The sequence below is a fragment of the Pirellulales bacterium genome (assembly GCA_033762255.1).
Taxonomy (GTDB): Bacteria; Planctomycetota; Planctomycetia; order Pirellulales; family JALHPA01; genus JANRLT01.
In genome coordinates, this window is sequence record JANRLT010000060.1 from 15,388 (window position 1) to 40,894 (window position 25,507).

The 25,507-nt window shown below is 53.6% G+C and carries 24 protein-coding genes; 6 read left to right on the plus strand and 18 right to left on the minus strand.

Annotation, left to right across the window (positions count from 1 at the left end; genetic code table 11):
- Positions 1–279: 279 nt before the first annotated feature.
- Complete coding sequence (locus SFX18_16170) at positions 280–1,416, plus strand: aminotransferase class I/II-fold pyridoxal phosphate-dependent enzyme (GenBank protein ID MDX1964686.1); 1,137 nt, start codon at positions 280–282, stop codon at positions 1,414–1,416.
- A gap of 158 nt (positions 1,417–1,574) precedes the next feature.
- On the opposite strand, the gene SFX18_16175 is transcribed toward SFX18_16170, so the two are convergent.
- Complete coding sequence (locus SFX18_16175) at positions 1,575–3,656, minus strand: hypothetical protein (protein MDX1964687.1); 2,082 nt, start codon at positions 3,654–3,656, stop codon at positions 1,575–1,577.
- 384 nt (positions 3,657–4,040) lie between these two features.
- On the opposite strand from SFX18_16175, the gene eda reads away from it, so the two are divergent.
- Positions 4,041–4,679 (plus strand): bifunctional 4-hydroxy-2-oxoglutarate aldolase/2-dehydro-3-deoxy-phosphogluconate aldolase, encoded by a 639-nt coding sequence (gene eda, locus SFX18_16180; protein ID MDX1964688.1) that lies wholly within the window; start codon positions 4,041–4,043, stop codon positions 4,677–4,679.
- A 39-nt stretch (positions 4,680–4,718) separates the two neighbouring features.
- The gene (locus tag SFX18_16185; GenBank protein MDX1964689.1) at positions 4,719–5,702 is read left to right on the plus strand and encodes a magnesium transporter; all 984 of its coding nucleotides are present in this window, start codon (positions 4,719–4,721) and stop codon (positions 5,700–5,702) included.
- 423 nt (positions 5,703–6,125) lie between these two features.
- Here SFX18_16185 and SFX18_16190 read toward each other — a convergent pair whose 3' ends face one another.
- Positions 6,126–8,117: an SHD1 domain-containing protein gene (locus tag SFX18_16190; GenBank protein ID MDX1964690.1), complete on the minus strand. Its 1,992-nt coding sequence runs from the start codon at positions 8,115–8,117 to the stop codon at positions 6,126–6,128.
- A gap of 153 nt (positions 8,118–8,270) precedes the next feature.
- On the minus strand, positions 8,271–9,776 hold the full coding sequence (locus SFX18_16195; protein MDX1964691.1) for an arylsulfatase: 1,506 nt from the start codon (positions 9,774–9,776) through the stop codon (positions 8,271–8,273).
- A 156-nt stretch (positions 9,777–9,932) separates the two neighbouring features.
- On the opposite strand from SFX18_16195, the gene SFX18_16200 reads away from it, so the two are divergent.
- Entirely contained in the window at positions 9,933–10,055 is a 123-nt protein-coding gene (locus SFX18_16200) for a hypothetical protein (protein MDX1964692.1), read from the plus strand.
- 245 nt (positions 10,056–10,300) lie between these two features.
- Here SFX18_16200 and SFX18_16205 read toward each other — a convergent pair whose 3' ends face one another.
- The 14 genes from SFX18_16205 to SFX18_16270 form a co-directional block, all read right to left on the minus strand.
- Positions 10,301–11,410, minus strand: a complete 1,110-nt coding sequence (locus SFX18_16205) for a hypothetical protein (protein ID MDX1964693.1) — start codon at positions 11,408–11,410, stop codon at positions 10,301–10,303.
- A 192-nt stretch (positions 11,411–11,602) separates the two neighbouring features.
- On the minus strand, positions 11,603–11,971 hold the full coding sequence (locus tag SFX18_16210) for a DUF202 domain-containing protein (GenBank protein MDX1964694.1): 369 nt from the start codon (positions 11,969–11,971) through the stop codon (positions 11,603–11,605).
- 36 nt (positions 11,972–12,007) lie between these two features.
- A complete protein-coding gene (locus tag SFX18_16215) occupies positions 12,008–12,241 on the minus strand; it encodes a hypothetical protein (GenBank protein MDX1964695.1) in 234 nt (77 codons plus the stop codon).
- Between the two features lie 258 nt (positions 12,242–12,499).
- Positions 12,500–12,733, minus strand: a complete 234-nt coding sequence (locus SFX18_16220) for a hypothetical protein (GenBank protein ID MDX1964696.1) — start codon at positions 12,731–12,733, stop codon at positions 12,500–12,502.
- A gap of 100 nt (positions 12,734–12,833) precedes the next feature.
- Positions 12,834–13,928 carry an alkene reductase gene (locus SFX18_16225; protein ID MDX1964697.1) on the minus strand — a complete coding sequence of 365 codons (1,095 nt, stop codon included), beginning with the start codon at positions 13,926–13,928 and terminating at the stop codon, positions 12,834–12,836.
- A 199-nt stretch (positions 13,929–14,127) separates the two neighbouring features.
- Positions 14,128–14,967, minus strand: coding sequence for a hypothetical protein (locus SFX18_16230; protein MDX1964698.1), 840 nt, complete (start codon positions 14,965–14,967; stop codon positions 14,128–14,130).
- 122 nt (positions 14,968–15,089) lie between these two features.
- On the minus strand, positions 15,090–15,575 hold the full coding sequence (locus tag SFX18_16235) for a hypothetical protein (protein ID MDX1964699.1): 486 nt from the start codon (positions 15,573–15,575) through the stop codon (positions 15,090–15,092).
- Between the two features lie 260 nt (positions 15,576–15,835).
- A complete protein-coding gene (locus SFX18_16240) occupies positions 15,836–16,561 on the minus strand; it encodes a PEP-CTERM sorting domain-containing protein (protein ID MDX1964700.1) in 726 nt (241 codons plus the stop codon).
- Positions 16,562–16,832: 271 nt separating this feature from the next.
- Positions 16,833–17,174, minus strand: a complete 342-nt coding sequence (locus SFX18_16245) for a hypothetical protein (GenBank protein ID MDX1964701.1) — start codon at positions 17,172–17,174, stop codon at positions 16,833–16,835.
- 11 nt (positions 17,175–17,185) lie between these two features.
- Positions 17,186–17,662: a hypothetical protein gene (locus tag SFX18_16250; GenBank protein MDX1964702.1), complete on the minus strand. Its 477-nt coding sequence runs from the start codon at positions 17,660–17,662 to the stop codon at positions 17,186–17,188.
- 4 nt (positions 17,663–17,666) lie between these two features.
- Positions 17,667–18,242: a YdeI/OmpD-associated family protein gene (locus SFX18_16255; GenBank protein ID MDX1964703.1), complete on the minus strand. Its 576-nt coding sequence runs from the start codon at positions 18,240–18,242 to the stop codon at positions 17,667–17,669.
- Positions 18,243–18,276: 34 nt separating this feature from the next.
- Positions 18,277–19,215, minus strand: a complete 939-nt coding sequence (locus tag SFX18_16260) for a homocysteine S-methyltransferase family protein (GenBank protein MDX1964704.1) — start codon at positions 19,213–19,215, stop codon at positions 18,277–18,279.
- Between the two features lie 171 nt (positions 19,216–19,386).
- The gene (locus SFX18_16265) at positions 19,387–20,040 is read right to left on the minus strand and encodes a Uma2 family endonuclease (protein ID MDX1964705.1); all 654 of its coding nucleotides are present in this window, start codon (positions 20,038–20,040) and stop codon (positions 19,387–19,389) included.
- Entirely contained in the window at positions 20,037–20,927 is an 891-nt protein-coding gene (locus SFX18_16270) for an SGNH/GDSL hydrolase family protein (protein MDX1964706.1), read from the minus strand. The genes SFX18_16265 and SFX18_16270 overlap by 4 nt, the downstream gene beginning before the upstream one ends.
- 378 nt (positions 20,928–21,305) lie before the next feature.
- On the opposite strand from SFX18_16270, the gene SFX18_16275 reads away from it, so the two are divergent.
- Both SFX18_16275 and SFX18_16280 read left to right on the plus strand, forming a co-directional pair.
- Positions 21,306–21,833: a hypothetical protein gene (locus tag SFX18_16275; GenBank protein ID MDX1964707.1), complete on the plus strand. Its 528-nt coding sequence runs from the start codon at positions 21,306–21,308 to the stop codon at positions 21,831–21,833.
- 517 nt (positions 21,834–22,350) lie between these two features.
- Complete coding sequence (locus SFX18_16280) at positions 22,351–23,064, plus strand: hypothetical protein (GenBank protein MDX1964708.1); 714 nt, start codon at positions 22,351–22,353, stop codon at positions 23,062–23,064.
- A gap of 544 nt (positions 23,065–23,608) precedes the next feature.
- On the opposite strand, the gene SFX18_16285 is transcribed toward SFX18_16280, so the two are convergent.
- Complete coding sequence (locus tag SFX18_16285) at positions 23,609–24,835, minus strand: cation:proton antiporter (GenBank protein MDX1964709.1); 1,227 nt, start codon at positions 24,833–24,835, stop codon at positions 23,609–23,611.
- Positions 24,836–25,507 lie beyond the last annotated feature (672 nt).

A 25,507-nucleotide genomic window follows, 5' to 3' on the forward strand; every position in this document is an offset into this window, starting at 1 on the left:
AGAACACCAGAAAACATATTAAAAATTAAACATCTGTATTATTATTGAACACAGTAATTTCGTGAACACCCGCTTAACTATTACAATTATGCTAAAAATAGTTTATTTTTCAACATGGCCGGACTGAATTTGCAGCATTTTTAGACACTTAGCGGTATGACGCAGAACTTTTCAGGATATGCAATGTCAGTTAAATTGTAATTCTTTCTATTCTTTAGGACGGACAGATGGTGCTTTTCTGCTGTAAAGCGTTGCCACTTTTGGAAATACAGGATTTTTATGGCTCATCCCTGGATTGCCGACCGCGCCCTGGCCTTTGACAGTTCGGGCATTCGCAAAGTCTTTGAACTGGCGGCAAAAATGCGCGACCCGATCAATTTGTCGATTGGGCAGCCCGATTTTGACGTGCCAGAGCAAGCCCGCGCGGCGGCAATGAGCGCGGTCCAGTCGCGCAAGAACGCGTATTCAATCACGCAGGGGATCGCGCCGTTGCGTGAAAGATTGCAAAAACAGGTGGAGGGCGAATTGGGCCATGCCGACCGGCAGTTGTTTATCACGAGCGGCACCAGCGGCGGCCTAGTGTTGACGATGATGACGCTGGTCAATCCGGGAGATGAAGTGCTGATCTTTGATCCGTATTTTGTCGCTTATGAACCGCTGATCAAAATGGTCGGGGGGGTGCCGGTGGTGGTGGACACCGCGCCGGACCTAAGGATTGACGTGGATAAGGTTCGGAAAATGTTAACCCCGCGGACCAAGGTGATCCTGCTAAATAGTCCGACCAATCCCACGGGTAAAGTCGCCACCGAGGCGGAAGTGGAGGGACTGGCGCGGTTGGCGGCGGAACGCAATATCGCGCTGGTCAGCGACGAGATTTATCGGCTGTTTTGTTATGACGCGCCGTTTGTCTCTCCGGCTCGGTTTAATCCGCACACGATCGTGATTGACGGCTTTTCAAAATCCCACGGCATGACCGGTTGGCGGGTCGGCTGGATTCATGGGCCAAGCGCGGTCATCGAACAAATGCTCAAGATGCAGCAGTTTACGTTTGTCTGTGCGCCGCAGCCATTGCAATGGGGGGCATTGACCGCCCTGGATACGGATATGTCGCCGCAAATTGCCGCCTATCGCGGAAAGCGGGATCTCATCTACGACGGGCTGCGCGAACATTATCAAGTGGCAAAACCGGGGGGCGCGTTTTATATCTTTCCACGGATTCCCTCTGGCCCAGCCGCGCCGTGGCGCAACGCGGCCGAATTTGTGGAACAGGCCATCGAGCGCGAGCTTTTAATAATCCCAGGCCACATCTTTAGCCGCCATGCGGACCACTTTCGCATTTCTTACGCGGCGGACGAACGCACACTGACGCGGGGAATCGCCGTGTTGCAAGAGTTGGCAAAAGTGGCGGGTGGGTAGGTAGTGGAACTTGCCAAAGTTCCGTTGCCGTAGTGGATATTGCAAATAGTCTCGTGCAGTAATTATGTAAATTTGCAACCGAACTTTCATCAGAATTCTTGCGAATTCTGCTACGGCATGTCAGTAGACACGGCGGAACGAGTTTCGCCCTACGCATCCTACCTCCGGACCGTTCCTGATGCGGCGGGTGGCACAAAGGGGTTGGCTACTGATTGCACAGCCGCGGGATTAAACAGGGGTGTTTCGCTAGACCACTTGGATAGCGGGGAGTTTGTCGCGGGAGGAATTGGCCGGGCCGACTCCCCTAACGATATTTCCAGGGGAACACGCGCGGTGGATGACTCTGTTCCTTCGCGGATCGGTCGCACCTCGCGTAAATGCCCCTTCGGATTCGCTTTTTCCAGCGAGATCGGCGCGGTGGAGGCGCTCACGCCCACGTTACCCGCCGCGTCGCGAACTTCCAGCTTGAGGTAAATCTGATCGGGGGTTTGCAGATCATATCGCCAAGTGTAACGTCCTGTGTTCTCGAGTCCCGCCGCGATGGTCGTCCACGGGCCGTTAGCGGTCGAGGCCCACCACAGGCTGACCGGTCGCGACGCCAGATAAGAGTCACCGGCTTGCCAGGTAATGGCCACCTCTCCTGTGGCCCCCCCCGTGCCAATCTCGGCATTGAGCAGTTTAACCGCCGGGGGGGTCAAATCCACGCCAATCACCATTTCCGGTGGATCGTTGGGCTGGGGTGGTCGCGGTTGGGGGCCGCCAGCGCTTTGCACCGTGATGCGATAGCCATAAGTTCCTTCCTCGGTCACGCTGGTGCGAATGGGCGTGCGATTATCGGGGTCGACGCCGACGCTCGTCCAGGTTTTGCCGTTGTCGCGGGTCATCCACAGTTCCACCCGTGCAATTCCCGCCACGCCGACCTGGTCCAGTTCGTAATCCCATTCAAAGACTTTGGCGTTGACCAGGGGAACGGGATTTGCGGCGGCTGGCTGCGGACTGACTAAAGGATTGCCAGTGCTGGGAAGAGTCGCCAGGCCTGTTGTTGGCTGTTGTGCGCTGCCAGTAGTGACAAGTGGTGGCTTGGCGGCGGCGGTGGGTAAGGCGTTTGCCGATGGTGCGGCGGGCGGTGTACTCCATTGGGGGCCGGGGACTTGTTTGATATTTGCCGCAGTGGAAGGGGGGATGTTGCCCAAGGTGTTGCTACTTAAAAACGCGGGAGGCTCACTTCCCGGGCCTAATAACAACGGGCCGCTCGTTTCCGCAGGGGCCAATCGCATGCCATTGGCGGTTTTGCCGGTGGAACCGGCGCTGGCTGACGCTGGGATTGAAGGTTCCGCGAATGGGGCCAGGACGTTGCTGCCGCTGGTGGGAGCTGTGGATGGTAACACCGCCGGGCTATTTGCAGCGATCGGCGATTGTGCAGCTAACGAGGTTGACGATGAAGCGAGCTGTGCTGCTGGCGACGCGTTGGATTTGCTGTTGGTGGCAGTGACCGCTGGCGTGTTGGTGTTGCTGGTTACCGTGGCCGCTGGGGTTGTTCCCCCCCCTGCCCCATTCAGTCGCAATTGCGTGGCCGCTAGATTTCCCGCGCGGTCTTTTACCTCGGCCCGGATCAGTAGTTCAACCCCTGGCTGCCCCTGGGTCCAAAACGTGGTCAGCCCCCGCGCGGGCGATGCCGTCCCTGTTGTGCGCGGCCGGTCAAAGGCCACATCGCGCCATTCCGTATCACCTAGGTACTGATATTGCAGTGACAATGATTCCGCCACCAAAAACGGGTCGGCGAGTTCCCAGCGAACTTGAATTTCTCCCGCCGCGCCGCGCTCGGCGCTGGCTTGCAGCTTGGGCGGCTCGGAATCGACAATCACCCTCAGTTCGGGGCCTTGCTTTCCTCCGCGCAGTTGGCCCTGGCGATCAACCGTGCGAATGGCAAACAGATATTCGCCATCGCGCGGCGCGCGAAACACAAACTCCCCTTTGCGGGATTCTGGCTGGCTCGCCAGCTTGACCGCGTCCGCCACTTGCCAGGATTTGGCCCCGTCGGCGCTCACAAACAGGCGAATCTCTTGGATTTGCTCGTTCAGATTTTGCGTAATGGGAACCGTGTAGGGGATGGAAAACGAATTTTGGCGGGTCATAATGGGAGCCGGCAGGGACGCGCCGTCCCCGGGCGCCGCGGCTCCCGTGGAGCACAGCAGACCGATCGCCAGCAGACAAAACATTCCCCCCGCAACAACGCGCATGTCCAATTATCTGGTTAAAGTGCCAAATTGCCGCAAATGCTGGACCTTAATCGTGGTATCGACGACGCGGAACATACCGCTTGAAGCGTTCGGCGGCGGCAATCCCCCTACAAATAGCTTTCGTGGCGGACTTTGACGATTACCAAGCCTGGGGAACGAGATTGTGGGATTACGGTTGTGTGCTAGCGTTTGCCGGGATGAGCGGGCTTGTCATTTTTGTAAGATTTTAGCCAATCGAAATGATAAGAATTAAACCGGACACTAGCGCGTAGCGGCTGATGGTTTATACAATAACGGTGACGAAATCAGCCGTCGGGCGCTAGCCCACGGTTGCTGTGTCGTGAACAGCTAAGCAGTTGTCATTTTTTACTTTGGAAATGTCGTATGAGCGCTGATTTAACCCGCTTGCTCAACAGCGGCATCGTGGCTGTTATCCGGACGGATTCGCCGGATAAGGTCCTGGCCACGACGGAGGCGCTGCTAGCAGGGGGAGTGGAAGCCGTGGAGGTGACCTTTACGGTCCCCGCGGCACACCGCGTCCTAGAGGAGGTTCGTGAACAACTGGGAGACCGCGTGCTATTGGGGGCGGGGACGGTCCTCGATGCCGAGACCGCCCGCGTCGCCATCCTTTCTGGCGCGCGGTTTATTGTTTCCCCCTGTGTCAATCTGGCGACGATTGAACTGTGCCGTCGCTACGGCGTCTTGGTGCTGCCAGGGGCTCTTACCCCGACAGAGGTCCTCACCGCCTGGCAGGCCGGAGCGGACATCGTCAAAATCTTTCCCAGTGAATTGACCGGTCCCGCTTATTTAAAAGCCCTGCGCGGCCCCTTGCCCCAAGTGCGACTGATGCCCACGGGGGGCGTGAACCTGCAAACCGCAGGGGAGTTCTTGCGCGCGGGGGCGTGTGCGCTGGGGATTGGCGGCTCGCTAGTCGATCCGCGGGCCATGGCCGAGGGAAATTATGCGCAGATCACCGCGCTGGCGCGGCGGTATGTGGAGATTTTTCGGGAATTTTGTGCATGACAACAACTAATTGAACCCCCCTTAGAGAGCCCACGCCGCATGGACGCCAACCACCCCGAACTGGACTCGCCCGTTACCGCCCATATGCGCGTCCGTTTTGCCAGCCTGACCGCCGGCGAAAACGTGGGCCAGGCGCTCAACCGGCTGCGGGCCGAACCGCCCAGCGAGCGGATCTTGTACCTGTATGTGCTGGATGACCAGCGGCGGATCGTCGGCGTGATACCCGTGCGGCGGCTGTTGACCAGTTCGCTGGAAACGCCCCTCACGGCGATCATGGTTCAGCCGGTGATTGCCATCCCCGACACGGCCACCCTGCTCGAGGCGTGCGAGTTTTTCCTGCTGCACCGATTGCTGGCGTTCCCCATCATCAATGACCAAAAGCAAATGGTCGGGCTGGTCGATGTCGAGCTGTTTGCCGCGGAACTAAACGACCTGGAAGAACGCTCCCGCACCGATGATCTGTTTCAGCTGATCGGCGTGCAGGTCTCGGCCGCGCGCGGCAACTCCGCCTGGGCCGGTTATCTGGCGCGGTTTCCGTGGCTTATCTGCAATATTGTGGGTGGTCTGTTGGCAGCGGTGGTGTCCTGGCTTTTTGCCGCCGATCTAGAGCGCACCGTCGCCCTGGCCCTCTTTGTGCCGGTGGTGCTGGCCCTGGCGGAATCCGTCAGTGTCCAATCCGTCAGTCTGGCCCTACAATTAGTTCCCGCCGCTGGATGGGATTGGCAAAAGTTTTGGGATGCCTTGCGAAAAGAATTTTTGACCGGCGGCCTCTTGGGCATCAGTAGCGGGGCCTGCGTGGGCCTGGCGGCGCTGGCCTGGCTGGGGCATGGGCCTTTGGCGATATTACTGCTAATGACCATCGCCGGATCGATGACCTTTGCGGCGTGGTGGGGCTACACCCTCCCCACGCTCATTCGCATGCTTGACCGCGACCCCAACATTGCCAGCGGGCCGATCGTGCTGGCCAGCGCGGACCTCTTTACGCTGGTGCTGTATTTTAGCCTGGCCCGGTGGTGGCTGTGATACGGGAGACGGGAGGTGGGAGACGGTTATAAAATTCGGCGAGCGGTGGACGTTAGTCCGCCGGTAAGTACCGGAGTAATGAGTGAGGCCCTTAGGAAGCGATTCCGTCGCCGAATGGAATCTGTAGGAGTCAACTCTGTTGACGAATCGTACGTAGCGGCGAGTTCCACTCGCCGTACTATCCGTAGCGGTGAGTTTCACTCGCCATCCTATCCGTAGCGGTGAGTTTTACTCGCCGTACTATCCGTAACTGCGAATTTTACTCGCCATTTTGCTCCTCGTTGCAAGTTCCGCTCGTCGAACAGGTTTTGGCAGTTGAGAAGCCGCGACGCGTAGCTCCGGAGGAGCGGCAGCTTTATAGCAATCGACACTCAAAGAACTTGTTCCTGGGCTACACGTTAATAACGGCTGTGACAGTCCCCCCTACCTTAACCCACCTGAGGTGATTTGCGACCGGCCTAGGTCGGGCCGGCCCAGTGGTTTGGTCACGACCTTCGGCAGCGTGGCCAGTGTAAAAAATTTGTAATTTGGTTGCTCACGTTCACGCAGCAGGTCGGCGATGGTCTGGTCTTGCTTTAGGTGGACGATGCCGCCGGGGGGATAGCCACTGGCGGCGGCGCTTTGCCAGATAGTGTTACCATCCAGCGTATAGGTGATTTTGCTGATTTGCGGGGTAAACGAGTAGGTCTCCGACCCGCCAAAGCCAAAACTGCGGTAGGTCACTTCCTCGGTCTTGCCCGCCTCGATGACACAGGTAATCTGACAGGCCGCGGAGGGATCAATCGTGTAGCCATAGCCGGTGAGTTGTTTGGTAAAACGCTCCTCCGCCTGGGCGATGGTTTCGGCATCGCCGATTCCCTGCACATTCAACCCGACACTGGCTCCCGGTTGCAGCCAGTATTCCACGGGGGGCGGTTTGTAGTTGGCGGCCGCTTCCTTGGCCGCTGGATGGGGGATTTGTACCGGCACCACTCCCTGGGTTTGATGTTCCTTGAGCCAAGTCCAGACGCTGCCGTTGCAAAACACGGTCTGTTCGGCGCCGTTATATTCCCATAGGGCCGCTTGCTTGACGGCGTCCACGCACAGCGTGTTGCCGATCAGCACATGGCTGTCGCTGGTCCACAGGAGTTTATTTTGATGATGAATGGGAAAGAGCTTAGTCTCGCGCAGGATATTGCCGCTGGCTAGATCGGCAATTTGCAGCACCAGGCGGCTGTTATCGTTGCCGTCGTTAGCTCCGCCGGAGGTCAAGAGCATGGCCAGTTGCTTGCCGTTTTGGCTAAAGGCGAGCGCCTCGACGGTTTGGCCCTCTAGCTTTTTCCTCGCGACCACTTTTTCATCCACCACGTCAATGATGCCCAGGAACGCGTCCTGCGCGACGGCAATGTAGCGCTGATCCGGACTGATAGCCGGCTTTCCGCCGCGCAAGTCCTTGATTTGCCAGAGAGGCTGCATCGTTTTGAGATCCCACAGCACCACCCGTCCCCATCCACCACCGGTTAAGACGCGATCCGCGCCGACATACGCGCCCCATTTTACCTCGGCGTTCCAATCGTCTTTGTTCTCTCCGCTGGGCCAGCTATTGGTCCGTTCCACCCCTTTAGCTCCTAAATTCCAGGTTTCCAGCAGGAATGGAAGCTCGCGATTGTGTTGATCGCCCGGCTTGCCCGACATTAATACTTGTTGACCATCGGGACTGAGAGCGAGCAATTGCCAATTGCCTGTATTGTATCCCTCGCCCAGCGGTTTACTGGCTGCCAAGTCCAAGAGCAGCAACCGCGTCACCGGGCCTTTGCCGCCGGGGGGATCATTGACATAGCCCAGCATTCCCCGCTGACTCTTCGTCGAGACGACAAAGTTATTTACCCGCTCAAAAAACTCATCCTTTTTGGGCGTGGTGTTAATCGCCTTGGGCTTTGAACTGGCGGGGGGGACATCAACCGGTTTGACGGTCAGTTGCCATTGGTCCGACTCGCTACGGAGGGAAATCTCTTTTAGACCGAACCACTTGGGCGCGCCGGTGCGAACACTCGCGGAGGGGGCCACGGAAGAAGCGTCCGTAGTGGCGGGCGTGGCTGATGAATCATTTGCCACGGAGGGCTCATCGACCGACTGAAAGGGGTTTTCCTCGGTCAGGGTGGACAGATACTCTTTGTCAGCGGGGCTTAATTTGGCAAGGGGAATTTTTAACTCTTTGCCGGCGGATGTCTTTAAATGGACAAACCCCGCTTCTTGCTTAACGTAAGTTCCCTGGACTTTGAATTTGCCCGTGGTGTCACTCCACGTGCGCTCCTCGGCGGCTATGAGTAAGCCGAGACGCGCGTAAAGCAGCCAGCAAATGCACGTACAAGCGATTGTAAGCAGTTTGCCTGATTTGCGTGCGAAGGAATGCGTGGGTAAAGAAAACAGTGGCATGGTAGAGAATTCCACAGGGAACCTTGTCTGCGAGAAATTTTTTGCATTATAAAGCAGCGGCTGGCCTAAAATCAAACATATTTGCTAGGGAATATTGCGAATTACCAAGCCGAAGTCCCCCCCGAATGTCGCGTATTTCCTGATAATTCATCGCTACTTTTCTTGTGCCAGTTGCATAAATTCCGCCAGTTTGGCCTCCCACAAATTGGCCATTTCCTTAACGCGTTCGGGCTGTTCTTTTGCTAAATTACGCTCTTCGCCACGGTCGGTGCCTAAATCATATAATTCCCATGGCCCATTTTTTCCCGCTGAAACAATCTTCCAATCGCGCACGCGCAGGGCGCGATTGTTTTGATGAAACCACCACAGGCATTCCCGCGGGATTGGGGCATCTTTTTCAAAAACAGGAAGCAAGCTAGAGCCGGGGGGGACGGGGACTTTTTGGTTATGAATCATGTTTGGCGGGCTAATGCCGGCCGTCGCCAAAAGCGTGGGGACGACATCAATGACATGTCCGACGGCATGGCGTAATTCGCCGCGCGCGGAAATTCCCCGCGGCCAGTGCACGATGAGCGGGGTGGCGATACCCCCTTCGTGGACCCAGCTTTTGTGGCGGCGAAACGGCGTGTTGGCCAGACTGGACCATCCCGGTCCCAGGCATAAAAATGTCGCCCCCGTCCCGCACGCGGCATGCGGATCATGGCCGTCCCCCCGGACTAAAATCTCGGCGCTGGCTCCGTTGTCGGACAAAAAGAGGATGAGCGTATGATCCAGGGCGCGCATTGCGCGGATTTGTTCGATGACGCGACCAATTTCTTGGTCCATCCGGTCCACCATCGCCGCATGCACCGCCATTTTATCGGCTTGAAAGGAGCGTTGCTGGTCGGAAAGCTCATCCCAGACAAGCGGTTTGTTCAGCTCGTGCGGACCTAATTGTTCATGTAGCTTGGGAAAGGGGCTAGGCGGGCCAAGTTCACGCTCGATCGGGACCAGCGAGGTGCCGGCGATTTTTAGCGGGCGTAATCGTGCCCAACGTGCTTCCCGTAATTTATCCCAGCCCCCGAGATAAGTCGCATTATATCGGGCAATATCCGCTGCCGGAGCATGCAGGGGAAAATGTGGTGAAGTAAAAGCCAGGAATTGAAAAAATGGACGCTGGGGATGATTTTCGGCATGTTCGCGCAGGCATTTGATCGCATGGTCGGCGATTGCCGTGCTGGAGTAGTAACCACTGTCGGGAGGGACGGCGGGCAACGGCTGGTCGTCCTCGGTATGCTCGCGCGGGGCAAAATGGCGATTATGATCCTCCAGGCTATATGAGCGGTCAAAACCATTGGCCAGCGGTTTGCCATCAATATGCCATTTGCCCGAGTGGTAACTTTGATAGCCGTGGGGGCGAAGGAGTTCGGGTAAGAGCACCCCCCAGGCGGGACGCACGCCGCTTGTTCCGCTCGTGACGCCGGGCAACGTGTCTCGACGGACTTGCTGGGCATAGTAACCCGTCAAGATGGCGGCGCGAGTCGGCCAGCAGCGCGCGGTATTATAAAACTGGGTAAAGCGGAGCCCGTTTTTAGCCAGTGCGTCCAGATGCGGAGTGGCGATCTCTCCTCCATAACAACCAAGGTCGGAAAACCCCAGATCATCGGCCAGGATAAGCAAAATATTCGGGCGAGGGGCATCAACGCCGCTCGCTATAGTGGTGGAATGAGTTTTTTCTGGGAGATGATGTGTTTGCGGGTTTTGTGTTTGTGGATTTTGATTTTGCAGCGAGCGAGTTTGTGGATGGATTAGGTCCCCTGCTGGTTGAGCAGGAGCATGCTGCTCTTTGAAGTTTTCGCTGGCAGCGCGTTGGGTGGATTCTTCGGCGGAAAACAGGGGATTCACGCCACAACCAAAAAGCCAGCAAAGCAATACGCAGACACGGAAGGGGATGATTAAAATATGGTGCATGCGGGAATAGACTTGGCAAATGAAAAGACTGGCATTGATTAGCATAAGAACCTGGATGAGTGAAAAGATTCCTAAGATTATAAAGGAGATTATTGGCCTAAATCAAACATCAGAGTGGAAAAATACAGTTAGCACAAGCATTATGCATGGCTGCATACTTGGAAAGGCTGGATGTTGTCGGACTAAGTGAGCGCACTATAAAAACTGTCAAAGAATATTTCCTCTAACCAATATTACTCCGTCGGCCGCTCCCCCGTGATCTCGCTCAGCAGCCGAAAAAAGCCCCGTTTGCGGTCGCTGCTGATTTTCCAGTTGACCGGCACGCTTTGAAATCCCTCGTCATAACCCTCGTCCCGCATCCGGTAGTCAAAATAGCCCCAGGAGGCATATTCCGCCACCGCCGCGCGAAAGTTATTTTGCGGACGATCAAAATCAAAGTGGTCGTCTTCGTTAAACAGAATAGGCTTGGGCGTGTAGCCGGGCACCAATCGCGTTTGGCGAACCATTTCGCCAATCCGTTCCGGACGATCAACGCCGTTGCCATGCAACAGAATAAAATCCGCCGCCCCTACCACGTTTTCATCCGGGATGGTATTACCACCATAACTCGTGCTAACCAGCAACTTGAATCCTTTTTGTTTGGCACGCTCCCGGGCGCGAATCATTAGCTCGTGAACGCGTTGTGGCTGCAAAACTTTGTGGTCGTAACGCACATTGCATTCGTTATTAACCTCCAGCAGCACATGGGTGTAACCCTTGGCCAATAGCCAATCAACGGTCGCGTCAAGACCCGCCAGAACCGCTTGTTCATCGCGTAAGCGTTGATCTTGGCCAAAATAATACACGCCCAGGATAACCGCCATGCCCAACTCATCTGTTTGATCGAGGACTGATTCCAATCGTTTGAGATAATCGGGCCGCAACTCGCCTGTTTCGGTGAATGCGGAATTATGCCAGGGTTGGTCGCGGGAGTAACCCTGGGGGCTGCCCCCTTGCAAATTCAGGGTGATGGCTAGCAGGCCATGCCGGCGCCAACTGGGCAACGCGGCGAGGAACTCGCGGGTGTTGCGATCGGCATTCCAAGTGCCAGTGTCGCTGTAGGCCCAGCGCGAAGCGGTCCGGGGATTGAGATCGTCAAAGGTCGCTTGCACCATGCGGCTGTTAAAGAGCAGCCCTTCGATCTTGTGGCCGTTCCACTCACGGCCTAGATATGTAGGTTGGCCGTTGATCGTGAATTTCTCGCCATCGATCCCCACGACGGTCTTACGCTGCGGAGGAGCGGCGGCAAGAGTGTTTACGGCACTACAAGCGAGCACGATCACGATAAACAAACTCCGCCACATGGGACACCTATGGGTTTAAATCCAGGATCAATCCAAGAACGTGTGTTATAAAATTGCCAGTTGCGACCTAGCTATCTGTTGCGCACATATTTCCCGCTGGATGCGCTTCCGCAAATCGAAGTTATCTGAGTATGGATATACAAAAATTACTGAGCAGATGAAAACTATTTCTGCTGAATAAAAAAATATATTTCACAGTGCTAATTGAACACCTATGCTTCCGGCTGCAAGCGCGACTAGGATCGCCACCCAAAAAGAGAAGTTGACAAAATAGCGTTCGGGTAGTTGATGAGGAGTGAGTCCCTTGCAGAATTGGCGAAATTGCTCCGCGGCGATGCCAATCACAGCCGCACCCAAAAAGACCAGGAAGATGCCAATAGCGGCGGAAACGCTGTGCGACGTACGCTCTTGGGCCAGCGGTTCATTCGCGACCGCGGATAGAAACAGCCGATAGCGGGCAAAGACAAATCCCAAGCCAATTAGTGCCAGCCCCGTTCGCAGCCAGGCGAGTAGCGTGCGCTCGGCGGCAAAAAAGACGCGGGGGTCGTGTGGTTCAGGCATGGGATATGGGAAAAAATTACAAAACATTTACGGCAATTATGTGGTCATGTCCCTTACCGACAATAGTTTATGCAGTAGCCACGCCATGGCGAGACCGCACAATGCCCCCGCGCCGCCAAAAACGTGTGCCCAAACTCCCTGGGCGAATGTCATTTTATCATTCGTCAATATCACACTCACATATATCGCCACCACGATGCCAAAAAAGAAATAACCCGCTACCGCTAGCAACGCGGCTAGCAATAACCATCCCAAGGATTTCAGTGACATGTCGGAATTCCTGTAGGAAAACATACCCCCTCATTCGCAATGTTGGACAGGATAAAGCATCGTTAATGAGTTTGCATTACTGTCGTTATCGATTTAGGTTAGCAATCGGGGGCTAATGAATTAAACCTCCCTTTATGGCCGAGAGTTTCAGCACAGGAGATTTTAATGCCGGGAATCCTTTGATATGACTCTCTTACACGTTTGTGTGGGAGAGCGAACGTCAAATTCCGCGATAAAGGGATCGCATGTACTATCGAATCACGCCGCGGCGGGGGTGATCGGCTCGATACTGGTCACGTGCAACAGCGAGCAAATCTTGAACGATGCCGGCACATCGTAGCGCGATTCGCCAACACCGACCAGGATATCTGTCCTGGTCAAAAGCGCCATCTCAGGATGTCGCACTTCGTATTTTTCTCCGCTCGACATGATTAGCCGAAAGGGTTGAAATGGTTGCTTTTTTAGCATGTCGCGAAATGTTTGTACGGTCATCTTTGGGCTCCCATAATCTGAAATGTATTATTAACTATTTTACCGCATGTTTTTCCACGGTTCAATTTGTTTACGCGCCAGATAGAAATCTCGCGGAATACTAAGTTTGCGCATACCGCGGAAAATCCGTATACCCCGCCGCCCCCGGCTTGTACCAATCACTCACTTCCGCGGGAGGGCTAAGTGGCCACCCCTGGGCGATTCGCTCGACCAGATCGGGATTGCTGATAAACGGCCGTCCAAAGGCGATAAGGTCGGCGTCGCCCGCCGCAACCCGCGCTTCGGCCTCCTCCACTGTATACCCGCAGTTCCCCATCAGCGGCCCCTGAAATAGAGTGCGAAATTCGGCCAGTGTGACCGGCGTTCCCAAATTGTGAAAGCCAAATCCCAGGCCATCCATCACGTGCAAATAAGCCAAGCCAAAGGTGTTTAACTGGCCGGAGACGTATAAAAACTGTTCGCGGTAATCAGGCGAACCCATATCGTTAAAGACCCCGTTCGGCGATAATCGCACGCCCACGCGATTGGCAGGCCAGACCGCCGTCACCGCCTGAACCACTTCCCGCAAGAAGCGGAAACGCTTTTCGATTGTGCCACCGTAGTCGTCTGTCCGTTGATTGGTTTTAGACTGGAGGAACGAATCGATCAAATAGCCATTTGCGCCGTGGATTTCGACGCCGTCAAACCCGGCGGTTTTGGCATTCGCGGCGGCCAACTGATAATCGTTTACCGTCCGGGCAATTTCAGCGATAGTTAAAGCGCGCGGCGTTTCATACGGTTGCTTGCCAATGGGCGTGTGAATATATTCGCCATTCAATTTTACCGCTGAAGGGGCCGCCGGCAGCGAACCATCCGCGTGAAAGCTGCTATGCGACGCCCGTCCACAGTGCCAGAGTTGGCAAAAGATTTTACCCCCCGCGGCATGCACGCGGTCGGTGACCATCTTCCAGCAAGCCGTCATTTCGGGTGTATATATCGCTGCATTTTCATTCCAACCGTTCGCCTCGTCCGAGATCGTCGTCCCCTCGCTGATAATGAGACCCGCGCTGGCGCGTTGGCTGTAATACTCGGCCATCAATTCATTGGGGATGCGGGACTTTCCCGCCCGCGCGCGGGTCATGGGGGCCATGACAATGCGGTTTTTAAGGGGCAGATCACGCAGGGTAAAGGGAGTCAGCAGGGAGGAAATTGACATGGAAATCCTAAGAAAAAGTGATTTAGAGTTAAGATATATGTCAGCTTAACGATGGGTTATTAATGCGTCTATCCCTGTTGGTTCATTGACTAACTGGCAAGAAAATTAGCCATTGAAAACGAGGCGCTTTTAGATTGTGCCCCCAGAGGAAACCATGAATCGCCTAACAGGCAAAAAGAGTGCGATTATCATGCCAAAACTATTTTTTGATACCCCACATTTTTTCCACCAGGGCGTACCCCACGGGATCATAAGTGGCAAGTGTGGCGCGATCAAAAGGATGGTATTCGCAACCAACAAAATAAATGCAGGATAACTCGGCAAAATACTCCAATTGATTAACGGCCGCATAGGCCTTCTTGATAGTATTGCCTTCTCTCGATTCCACGTTGAGATATAGACCCGCGCTGGTTGCCTGATCCCAAGCGCGCAAAATGTCGGGCTGATCCTCCGGCCACTGCAATAATTGATGTGCGTGGGCGTATTCATGTACCAGCACTTTTAATGCCCAGAGGTCCGAAATCCAGGCATAATTTTCCGCGGAATAAATGACGATGCAGTTGCGCCAGCGGGGGTCAAGTTGACGGTCATGGTCGGGGGCATGTTTTTGGAAATATTCCAAACCGTTATCCCTTCCGCCGCCGCGCGCTTTTGGCCCATACATTAGATAAAATTCCAGGTTTTTCAGTCGATCCCGCGAGTCCGCGGGCAGCAGTTTAAAAACCACGGCAAGGTTTTTTTCTAAACGCTCTTGTGCCTCTTTGGCAAATTCCGGCGCATCGGTAAGCAATTGTCGTTCGACATGGATGGTCCATTCGGCTGCTTTCACAGTATCATAATCGCGCGGCGGGTCGGCGTAATTGACGGGTTTTTGCGGGGGAGGGAGCGGGGTGACGCGGGGAGTGGCGAGCTTATCTTGCGCGGGTGCCGACTTTGGCTCTTCCGCTGAGACTGTTAATAGCGTGGCCAGGCTCCATAAACAGCCAACCACAAAGCGTGTTATTAAACGGGGAATCCCCGGGTGAGGAATGGCAAACATGAGCAAAATACTCCCGCGAATCGTGATATCACACGACTTGAGTGTATTCCGGCGGGAACATTGTGTAAAACGACGGCGGACTGGGATATAAAGCAAAATGCACAAAATCCCGGTTCCCGAAGCTAAAATAGCGGCCCCAACCCCGCCTCGCGCCGACAACTGGACAGTTGCGCCAGATGAAATCCAAAATGGTTGGTCAACAAAAGAGTGACACAATGCCCCACGGTTATAATGGGTGTGCCGGCAAAGAGCGCGATATCGGTCGGCAGGGAGGTTAACTGCGAGTTGGCGGTTGAAGCCATCTCTTGCAACTTTAAATAGCTATGGACCAGGACATCCCCCAGGTCCGTCTGGTCAAGGGGAAAATCCCGCGGCACGTCATTGCCTGAACCGGGTCCAAATAGGGGCAACCATTCAGGATGGAGAAAGTCCCCGCCCAGCATTTTATGGCCAAATTCCGCGACTAAGGCCAAATGGCCCATAATCCAAACCGGAGGATGGCCATGCCCCGCCCCGGGAACAAAGAATTTTTCCCGCGGCAGATCGGCTAGGATTTTATGAAATAAGCCTAGTTGAAACTGATTGACGGCGATTTCGTTGGCAAACATTTGATATACCGGTACATGCTGTTTCAATATTTGATGCGTGGCCGCAGAAAATTGAAAGAGGAATTCAATACATGATCAGCAAACGATACCCCCGCGGGTAAAGTGGCCAGCCACAATAATTCCCACCACTGTCATAGAACAGCCTAAGCGGAATTTCCTGGTAAAAATAATTCCGCCTGAATGAACGCATTCAGGCGGAATAAAGAACAGAATTAGCGTGAACGCTTTTTCGTAATGAATGGATTTAGGAATCGCTCAAACTATTTGCGGCGCATCCAGCAGGCCAGGGCCAGGCCACAACCCAGCAGGACATACGTGCTAGGCTCCGGGATGAAAGTTCCTTCCACGGTAAAATTATCCACACGGCTGGTACCGCCAGCGGCCACGACGCCGCCATTGGCCGAGACCGTGCTGGTGCTGATCAAGCGAAAGTACACCGTGGCGGCGTTTTCAATAGACGACACCGACGACAGATCGCGGAAATAGGTGTGGATGGGCAGGGCCGTGCCGCTGGTCCAGCTATTAGGGGTGGCATTAGGCAATACGGAATAGCCCGGAGCAACGTCTGTAAATGTTGTCCCGTCAATGCTATAAGCCAATTTGAAATCGCGTGGGCCGGTATTGCTGCTGGTATGATCCCAGGTTACCTTGATGTCGTTAAACAGCAATGTGTTGGTCTGAAATTCGTAATAATCACCCACCGCCCAATTATTTGAGCTAAATGATTCCGTCGAGCCATTACCGACGGGAGTGCTCCATACGGACGCCGCACTGACATGCGCGCCACCCGCATTACCGGTGCCCACGGCGGGGGCAATTAGATTGGGATAGACGGCCGCGGTGGCATCCGCGGGGGTATTGGGCGATTCAAACGTCCAGGAAGTAATGATGGTGGCGTTAGCGATTTGCGTGCTCAGCACACAAGCGATAAGACTTGCCAGCCAGAGAGCCCGGATAGGGCCGCAACCCAAGAATTTTACGTTCATTAGACAAACTCCTTTGCCCTCTCGTTGAAAAAACATGGATAGTAAACAACCACAACTACCAATTAATGTAATCAGCTAACGATGATTATGTTAGCCATACCCCCGCTATGGACCAAAATTTCACAAAAACAACATAAATATTGCTAAACTAGGGTCTATTTCCGCTGGATAATTGCTTGTTTTCTGGCGAGGTCCCGTTGAGATAAACTGCGATATTATTCATCCGTGGTAAATGGCATGGTGGGCGTTAGATGCTTTACTAACGCGGGATTTACCTGGGTTGGGCGTTTACGGTGATATTTCCCCGCAGATCGACCCGCACCGAATCGCCATTTTTTAGCGTTCCCTTCGGCTGGCCATTCACGGTTAAGACACCATTCTCCACCCGCAGATGATTTGGTCCGCTTTTGATTTCCACCAATTCCTGTTTGGCTCCTTGGCCATCGTCAAAAGTATTGCTAGAGATGCTGGTGTTAGAGACTCCACTTTCTTCGATTGCAAATTTATAAGAATTGACCGTTAGTTGCGCCCAGGTACCGCCACCAGGGGGAGTAGGCCCGCAGCCGGCACAGACGAGCAACCAAAAACAAACGATTAAATTGGCAAAACGCATGGAAAGTAATCCTATAAACTGCCTGGATACTCGGCCTGCCTGCGCAGCAACACCCGCAGATAGTTAACGTTCGTCATCCGCGCGACTTGCTTGGGAGTGGTCTTAAGTTTTTTTGCCAAATCCTCATTGGACAATTCAGGGTTCTGTGCGAGCATAAACAGGCCAGTCATCTCCCTGGTAAGTTGTTTCTGCGGAAAATCCAGCAGATCCCTGGCAGCATACATCAGTACTTTTGTTGCTAGGTCCAGCCCTGAAATAGAGGTGAGTACTTTTGCCACACTCGGTGATACGATATCTTCTAAATATTCGTTAAGTGCCTGAATAAAATCCGCCCAGTCGAGGCGAAAGAAATTACGATTGAGCAGCCTCCCTAGCCAGTAAGGAGCTTCAACATGCGAACCACCCAACCTGGCATCATCGCGTAACCCGCGATGCTTATCCGAGGTAATCGGCGCATCGAAATGATCCGCAAATATTTTCGACTTCATCTTTTCAACCCCGCCACTGGTTCGCGCGCTTGTTCTGGGCCGCCAACTGGGCGGTTTCCTCAATCCGACGCGCACGGGTATCGGCTTTCTTAGCCGTGACAATCCACTCGAGTATTCCCCGTTTGACACTGCGGGGGAACGCCATAAAATTATCCTCCGCGGGGGGGCGGCTCCGCAAGGCTGCCCGCAAATCCGGAGGTATCAGCAACTCTTCAATCGCGTCCAGCTTTTCCCAAGAACCATCCGCTTGGGCGGCCTGAATTTTTGCCAAACCTACCGGTGTCATTTTTTTTGCCACGATCATGCGGGCGATCCGCTCTTTATTTGGCCGCGACCAACCGGTACCGGCTTTACGCGGGGCAAACCAGAGCTTAGTCCGCTCCTCGTCCACTTTGCCCGGCTTGCTGTCGATCCAGCCAAAGCAGAGTGCCTCTTCTATTGCCTCGTCAAAAGTAAACGTCTGCTTACCGGAAGTCTTTTTGTAAATCACCAGCCAGACGCCGCTGCCGCGTTGATGATTATGCGCTAGCCATGCCCGCCACGCGGCGCGGTCCCCGGGTTGTACGCTCTCGGTCGGCATAAGTCCGTAATATGGCAGTCAACTGATTGATTACCTATGGAGAATTTTCCACCCAAGCGATAGCCATTTGCTCGACATGGCGCGCATCCGTGCCGCAGCACCCACCGAGTATTGTAATATTTGGCAAGAGTCTGGCCAATTTGCCACATTGCGCGCCCAGTGCTGGGGGATCGCCATCGTCCAAAGCGGTTGCCTCGTTGAGTTCCGCGTGGCTTTTTAGGGATGAATTAACACGTAATCCCCGTAGCCGAGTGACCCAAGGTTCGCCTGTCAACACTTGCTGCTCAAAATGCTCGGGATGGGCACAGTTGATCAGATAGTACGCGGGGTAGCCGTCCGTGACGTCATCTACCTGGGTGATCGCTTCGCCTAATTTCTGTCCAGTGGGCAAACGACCGTCCGTCTCGACCGTGAATGATATAGCGACGGGTTTGCCAGCCGCGCTAGCGGCCCGGGTGATGCCAATCGCCTCTGCAACATAGTTAATGGTATACGCCGCCAGAAGATCCGCCGCGGTGTCAGCCAGTACCGCGCATTGTCGCGTGTGATAGGCGGTCGCCTGTTCAATGGTCATAAGCTCCCCAGGCTGATAGCCATCCCCGCGCGGGCCGATACACCCGGTGACCACCACCGGCAGCGTCTCGGTGGCAAATTCCGCGCGCAGATCGGCAAACATGGCAATCGACTGGCGATTAGCCGCGTCTAGTTCATCCTGTGAATAGCCCAAGCGCATCCCCCAATCCGCGCTAGCCCGCCAAGTAGCGCTCTCCAACAGCAACCCAGTCTGGTATTTTTTTGCCAGTTCCGCGTAATCACGATAGTACTCTCGCAGCGCGGTTTCGCCCGCGGCCGTGCGTAAGAGCTGAAACGCCGCAAAGTGGGGAAGCTCCCACCCGCGATGATAAATCAGCGTCGTTTCCAACCCGCCATCGGTCAAATAGCGCGGAGCGGTAAAAATGGATTTGTTAGGCATGGAAAAAAATTCATAATAATACGATGATTACTCATTCACACATAATATTGGAGACTGCCGCTTTATTAAATTATTACTATCAAAGTCGATAAAATTCTCACCCTGGGCAAGTCCGGCAAATTTGAACCAGAGGAGAAAAAATTAAAAGGGGACTAACACGCTCCATCTTTCTTAAAGCCCCAAGATTTGATTAACGGATAAGCGTACATCCGCAAATGTCTGCGGTGCCACGGCCTCGCCAGGACCGGCGGATCGCTGCTGTTGGTACGCTCCGTTCACAGGCTGGGTGTACACCTCAATCCGTTGCTCAACCAGATTGACAATCCAAACTTCGGGAATGCCAGCGGCGGCATACAGCGGAAGTTTGACCTGAATGTCCTTTAAAAGACTCGAATCCGCGACCTCAATTAGCCAAGACACATCAGCGGCGGCGGGCATACGCTGACGATAGACATCCGCCGGAGGATGGAATATCGCCACATCCGGCTCTGGTTCGCTATAGGTGTTCAAACGCACTGAATTTTGCACGCTTACAATCGCTCTGTTACCCAGGCTGGTAACCAAGAGAAAGTTTAGCATATTCACACAAGCGATATGGGCATACCCCAGCGGACACATTTTGATGATCTCCCCGACAAGCAGTTCCACCCGTTCATCGGAATCCAATATTCCCACCTCGCCCATGCGATGGTATTCCTCCACCGTAAATTGCCGCGGTTGTAGCAACGCCCCGGATGTGTGCCCGGGGAAAGCGGCAGGCGTATCCGCTGTGCCAATCGCAGGGCTATCCGTCGTTGAGGTAAACGCTTGCAGTTCAGTGCTCATCGCTTTTTCTCCGGCTCAAAATATTTGATTAGGATTTGGCCCAAGACCGCCTCCCCCGCGCGATTGGCATGGACCTCGTCGCGTTTATAATCGGTTACGGGTTTTTCCCCCGCGCGAATAAACTCTCCCCAGGCGCGTTGCAGGTCGACAAATTCGCACTTTTCCTCCGCCGCCAGTTTGGCCAGCCGCGCACGATACGAATCCGCCGGGGCATCGCTGATTGACTTCCACTGTTCCGCGTCGCGCGGATCAACCGTGCCAAATGGCCCCGTCATCAGTACTATGTCGGTCGGTCGGACCGCGCGGATTTGTTGGATCACATCCAGGATCGCGTCAGTATCATCCCCGTGGCTAATCCCCCCGATCATGACCAAATGCGGCTGCAGATCCGTCACATAGTGGGCCACGCGACCCGCGGCGCGATACCATTTGCAGCCGGTTGAACCGCGGACGACCGTATATTTAATGATTTTGACGTTGGGGTAGAGATCATTCAAGTGAAATGTCCAGTTGGAACGCGCGGTGTCATTGACAATGCTATCCCCTAACATCACGATTCGCAGCTCTCCCCCGTTTTTCAGGATTTCCCGCGTGAGGGGGAGTTGTGCCCAGTGGTCGGCAGGTGGGGTATAGGCGAGCGGCGGCAGCGCGGCGGCAGCCTTGGCGGTTTCGACCAGGGGAACCTCGGGCTTGGTCGAAACGTACACCCCCTCGGCATCCGGCGGACCATTGACGTTCAGGGGGGCGTCAGCGGCCTGGGCAAGAGGCGGAACACAGAACAGAAACAGAAAAAATGCCACAACCAACAGGCCCGGCCTGCGGCAAGAAGCTGATATCGAGCGTTTCCAAGGGGAATGCAAGGGAGCGCCTCCGTTGACGTACGTCATGCAAATTATTAGTGAGTTGGCGTAATTTACCATAATACTGTACTTATGTCAAGTGGATGGCGGGAGGGAAAGTACCATTTTTAACTCCGACCGACCTGGCGAAACCAGCCTGCTTATCAGCTAAAAACAGCGGGTAGCCCCGCAAATCGCCAATTGGCTAGCACTGGAACTTGTTCCGGTGTGCGTAGCACAAGAAGCCCACATGGATATAATGGAAATATTAGAAGAAATGCTTCTTGCCGCTGCGCGGCCAAGGAACAAGTTCCTTGGGTACCCTTGCGAATCACCTGGGCTACCCGCTACGCAGCCACCACCATCTGGACGTCTCCCCCCGGGTACTCCTTCACATGTCCCCTCAAGGTAATAGCTTGCACACATATGGCATCCGTCGTCACCTTTTGGCAACTTCCGGATGAGGAACAAAGATTCTTCGATTACATGGAATCCACTGGAGAGGTTGTAGCAATAACAACCTTGCGAGTCTATGAACAAAGTGAGATTGCGCCGATACCTATTCGACAATTTGTTGCAAACAACAATTCCATGCAGTTGTATATTGGGTTGAAAACGTTGATTGTCGCTAATGGGATAGATACATTCATAATCAAAGGCCAGACACGTTATGGGTTAGAGAGCATGAAGTCTAATGTCATTGGCTATGATCGTCCTGTTTTTTTAGAGGGCAAGTTAGCTCAGTCTAACTTATTCTACTACAATTCTTATCCAGACATTGCCAAGAATTCGATGATAAGCAAAGACCGCCTATTCTTGAATTGGGCTAAGAAAATTTTAAATTGGATGCGTCGTAATACGCCTGAAAAAGTTATGTACAATGGTTTTCCTTATCGAGCTACAAAAGCTGTCAAGGATGCCGTTTCCCAAGGAAAGATTGACTTGTGTTCCTGAATTTCATGCTAACGGCTATGTCTACTAAAGATTACTCATCGGCGGGGCGGCACCGCCGATGTTTCCATTTGCAGCTAGCCTTGGCCCTGCTCTTGCCGGTTCCATTTCCTTGCACCAGACTTAGCAATTATGAAAAAGACGGAGTGTGCCACTGGCATTTTGCCAGTGCTTAGCCAAAGGGATTGCCATTCCATATAGCTTAGGAATTATTAATCAGACTTTTCCGAAGCCCTGGACGATACAAATCATCAAACACCCGTCTCGGCACTGGTGTTCCACCAGTGGCACCCGACTGTTTCACAAAATGGCCAAATTTATGGTTGTTCGTGGGGGTGCAAAGAAATGGCTGTCAGCATGGACTGGGCAAAGCTAGAATAAAATAGAGAAAATTCGTCAGTGCCACCCCGCCGTTTGAATCGTATTCATCGTCCATTAATACCTCCTTGCAGTAGGTGATTTTTTTATGTCCATTTCCACTTGCATCAGTTTACGAGACAAAGCATCTCAAGTCCTAATCATGATTACTCTTGTGATAGTCATGGTATGCTTCTCGGTTTTTGGAACGGAGATAGTTGCGAAATCACCTATTGACGCTCTCATTTCAGAAAATGAGCCAGTTTATTTGGCGACCAGGGACTATATCGTTTATAAACCTCTTTTTCCGTTAAATTACAATTGGCAGGAGAACGACAGGGTAGCAAACGCAGTGAAAGAAATTGACTTAACAATACCATCAACTTGGTCGTTGGCTGTGGAAAATATGTTATGTTCAAAATATTCTATCACAGTTTGGTCAGAAGGGGACTATACCCATGTATATAATTATACTCGCGGTGAATTATTAACGGCAATGATCAAAAGCGCGCTCAATCGCGCCATTGTAAATTTGATGCCCCTCGACATGCAATCTTCAATGTACAATGAAAATGCGAGTCCAGGTTTTAAGAACGATCCGGCCGAACTGCAAAAATGGTGTCTTCAGCGTAAAGACAAGAAACTTTACGAGCTACAAATCGAAACCGCGGAATGGGCGATCTCTGTAATTAGAGAAAAATCGAAACGCCCCACAGAAGAAAAAGAGGATGCAATCACAGCCATTCAAGGAAATATTGATAAATTGCGGAGAACGCAGCAGCCAATTTTGCCAAGTAGGTTTTTTGTAACGGATATTACTGGGTATTATAGTGAGGAAACCGCAAAAAAAATTAGATTGAAAATTTTAGGACAGTAATTGCTTTAGTGCGCGGGCCGCGTCCTGTGCCAAAATTAATCCCGACTAAAAATGACACGGTCAAAACTGAAAAAAAGTAGAAGGCATGAGGTAACGATTGCTTCATTCGCCCCGCCCTGTGCCAAAATTAGTGCAACCCCAAAATGACGCAATTGAATCTGACAAATCGTAAGCCTGACGAGGTAGGAACGCCGTTTCTCGCAGCCGACCCATGAAGAATTTGCAAACAAATCACCGCACACGCACACCGAAGCAAAGATTTTCCCGCTCGGCGCGTGCGGGGTACGCAGTTGTCCTTCGCCAAGAAGAGCGCCTCGCGCCGGTTGCCACCAGCGTCCATCACGCCGCCCGGCGACTGTAACTTTTTAGCGGCTTAGCCCCAGTTCACGCAGCCTACCGGTGTCGCGCAGCGCCTCGAGGGAGTTGTACGGGTAATGAACTTTTATTAAAGTTCAACCTGCGACAAAAATCCTTTTGCGGCAGCCGGTGTTCCTTTTGCGGATCCGCCGACCAGGCTTGCAAGCAGTCTGGGCCAACCTACCGGTCATGCTTCATACACCAGCTCTTCGATACTTTCCACTTCATTCTCGGACCGTGGACCCGGAACCGGCGGGAACAAGAGTTTAAGCAGCGGCGGCGCCATAAATGTCGTCACCATGACCATCAAGGCCACCGCGCTGAACATTGCCGCGTCAAACACGCCGGTTGATAATCCCATTTGGGCAAAGATAAGCCCGACTTCACCGCGCGGAATCATACCAACACCTATGACTTGTTTATTTCCACGAATCCAAAAGGGAGCATAGCCCGCCAGAAACTTGCCCAACACGGCCACCACAATGAGTCCAGACGCCACGAGAAGGGTTTGATGATTCGCTGGCTGCAAGGGATTAAAAACTGTTAAGTCTACCGCCGCGCCGACAATCACAAAGAACAGCGGCACAAAGAAATGTCCTAACTGCGTGATGCCCCGCTCGATGGCGTGGGCCTCGGGAGTTTCTCGAATAAGCAAGCCAGCCGCGAATGCTCCGATAATCGTAGCCGACCCAGCGTAGTTTGCGAGCCAGGCCAGTCCGAAAGCCAGCAGCAGGGCCAACATGGTGGGCGTGCCGGGTAAATCGACATTGAACAGCAGACGAGCCAGTGGAGGAACTACCAGGCGGCCAACAAGCAATGTGCCCGCAAGAAATCCGAACGCCATCAGCGTCGTGCCCATGACGCTCCAAAGCGAGAGTCCTTCGCCCCGCGTGACTCCGGCCACCACGGCGAGTATGACGAGTCCAACCACGTCGTCAATGACCGCGGCCCCGAGAACGATTTGGCTTTCCGGTTCTTGCAAACGATTGAGGTCCGAAAGGACGCGGGCGGTAATCCCCACGCTTGTGGCGGTCAGTGTCGCTCCCACGACAACAGCGGTAAGAGAACCCAGGCCGATGGCCAGACAGAACGCATAGCCAAAGGCAAATGGTAAAATGACGCCGGCGATTGCCACGGCCAATGATGCCGCCCCGACCTTTAGTAAATTCTTGATGTCGGTTTCGAGGCCTATGGCAAAGAGCAGAATGATGACCCCCAGCTCGCTCAGTAAATGCAGGACTTCGGCCTTTGGGTCCACTATGCCCAGCACGGAGCCGCCCAATACTACGCCCGCGCAAAGCTCGCCGAGTACGGCGGGTTGCCCAATCCATTGGGCAATAGCCCCAAAGAGTTTTGCCGCTCCCAGGATGGCAACTAGCAAGCCTAGGAAATGCGGCAGGTCAAGATGGTCCATATTTTATTCCTGCCAAAGTTTTCCCAGGGCGTTTGCTGTTGCCCACGCGATCAATCCAATTGCGATTGTAAGCCCTGTATGCCATCGTATTTGCGATAAAGTTGTGGGCTGTCCCTCTCCGTTTGTAGGGTCTAACCGACGAGCGAGGATGATTCCCCCCATGACCATGAGGAATCCCAAGCTCTGAGGCGCCAGCCAGCCATTAAAGTTGTAGAGTATGCTAAGTGTGAGCAAAATCAGTGCCAGTGGACCAGCCATTATCCAAAACACTCTGGCTAATGCGACGACAAGCGAGGTCGATGGATTCGATTCCATGGGTAAAGACTCCGAAAAATGAGCGAGGACGGGTCGCAAATCAGCCCGTCGAAACCAATTAACGCCAGGTGAGGATAGAGCCTCAAACCCCGCCAGCACTCGATGCGAAGAGCACCAAGTACAATGCGTTCTCGGAAAACAAATTGGTTCTAACTCGAAAATACATTTTTACGGAAGCAACGCTATTATCAAATAATACTTTATGGTCGGTTTTGTGCAGAGATTAGCATTGTGATGAGTTTCGTTATGTCATCAACTAAGTTAGTCTGCCCCCTTTATACTTCACATAAAATCAATTTAGACTGCTTTGGTTCGCAGTTCAAGTATAATTGCGAGGCCGTTTACCGAGAGACTTTC

Bases quoted from the DNA above. Each gene is read 5' to 3' on its own strand.
- SFX18_16255 (MDX1964703.1), bottom strand. From the start codon at position 18,242: ATGCCGACCGAGAGCGTACAACCCGGGGACCGCGCCGCGTGGCGGGCA.
- SFX18_16275 (MDX1964707.1), top strand. From the start codon at position 21,306: ATGGCATCCGTCGTCACCTTTTGGCAACTTCCGGATGAGGAACAAAGA.
- SFX18_16265 (MDX1964705.1), bottom strand. From the start codon at position 20,040: ATGAGCACTGAACTGCAAGCGTTTACCTCAACGACGGATAGCCCTGCG.
- SFX18_16280 (MDX1964708.1), top strand. From the start codon at position 22,351: ATGATTACTCTTGTGATAGTCATGGTATGCTTCTCGGTTTTTGGAACG.
- SFX18_16230 (MDX1964698.1), bottom strand. From the start codon at position 14,967: ATGTTTGCCATTCCTCACCCGGGGATTCCCCGTTTAATAACACGCTTT.
- SFX18_16270 (MDX1964706.1), bottom strand. From the start codon at position 20,927: ATGACGTACGTCAACGGAGGCGCTCCCTTGCATTCCCCTTGGAAACGC.
- SFX18_16185 (MDX1964689.1), top strand. From the start codon at position 4,719: ATGGACGCCAACCACCCCGAACTGGACTCGCCCGTTACCGCCCATATG.
- SFX18_16200 (MDX1964692.1), top strand. From the start codon at position 9,933: ATGCTGCTCTTTGAAGTTTTCGCTGGCAGCGCGTTGGGTGGATTCTTC.
- SFX18_16215 (MDX1964695.1), bottom strand. From the start codon at position 12,241: ATGTCACTGAAATCCTTGGGATGGTTATTGCTAGCCGCGTTGCTAGCG.
- SFX18_16250 (MDX1964702.1), bottom strand. From the start codon at position 17,662: ATGAAGTCGAAAATATTTGCGGATCATTTCGATGCGCCGATTACCTCG.
- SFX18_16175 (MDX1964687.1), bottom strand. From the start codon at position 3,656: ATGCGCGTTGTTGCGGGGGGAATGTTTTGTCTGCTGGCGATCGGTCTG.
- SFX18_16190 (MDX1964690.1), bottom strand. From the start codon at position 8,117: ATGCCACTGTTTTCTTTACCCACGCATTCCTTCGCACGCAAATCAGGC.
- SFX18_16205 (MDX1964693.1), bottom strand. From the start codon at position 11,410: ATGTGGCGGAGTTTGTTTATCGTGATCGTGCTCGCTTGTAGTGCCGTA.
- SFX18_16240 (MDX1964700.1), bottom strand. From the start codon at position 16,561: ATGAACGTAAAATTCTTGGGTTGCGGCCCTATCCGGGCTCTCTGGCTG.
- SFX18_16170 (MDX1964686.1), top strand. From the start codon at position 280: ATGGCTCATCCCTGGATTGCCGACCGCGCCCTGGCCTTTGACAGTTCG.
- eda (MDX1964688.1), top strand. From the start codon at position 4,041: ATGAGCGCTGATTTAACCCGCTTGCTCAACAGCGGCATCGTGGCTGTT.
- SFX18_16260 (MDX1964704.1), bottom strand. From the start codon at position 19,215: ATGCCTAACAAATCCATTTTTACCGCTCCGCGCTATTTGACCGATGGC.
- SFX18_16210 (MDX1964694.1), bottom strand. From the start codon at position 11,971: ATGCCTGAACCACACGACCCCCGCGTCTTTTTTGCCGCCGAGCGCACG.
- SFX18_16220 (MDX1964696.1), bottom strand. From the start codon at position 12,733: ATGACCGTACAAACATTTCGCGACATGCTAAAAAAGCAACCATTTCAA.
- SFX18_16285 (MDX1964709.1), bottom strand. From the start codon at position 24,835: ATGGACCATCTTGACCTGCCGCATTTCCTAGGCTTGCTAGTTGCCATC.
- SFX18_16235 (MDX1964699.1), bottom strand. From the start codon at position 15,575: ATGTTTGCCAACGAAATCGCCGTCAATCAGTTTCAACTAGGCTTATTT.
- SFX18_16225 (MDX1964697.1), bottom strand. From the start codon at position 13,928: ATGTCAATTTCCTCCCTGCTGACTCCCTTTACCCTGCGTGATCTGCCC.
- SFX18_16245 (MDX1964701.1), bottom strand. From the start codon at position 17,174: ATGCGTTTTGCCAATTTAATCGTTTGTTTTTGGTTGCTCGTCTGTGCC.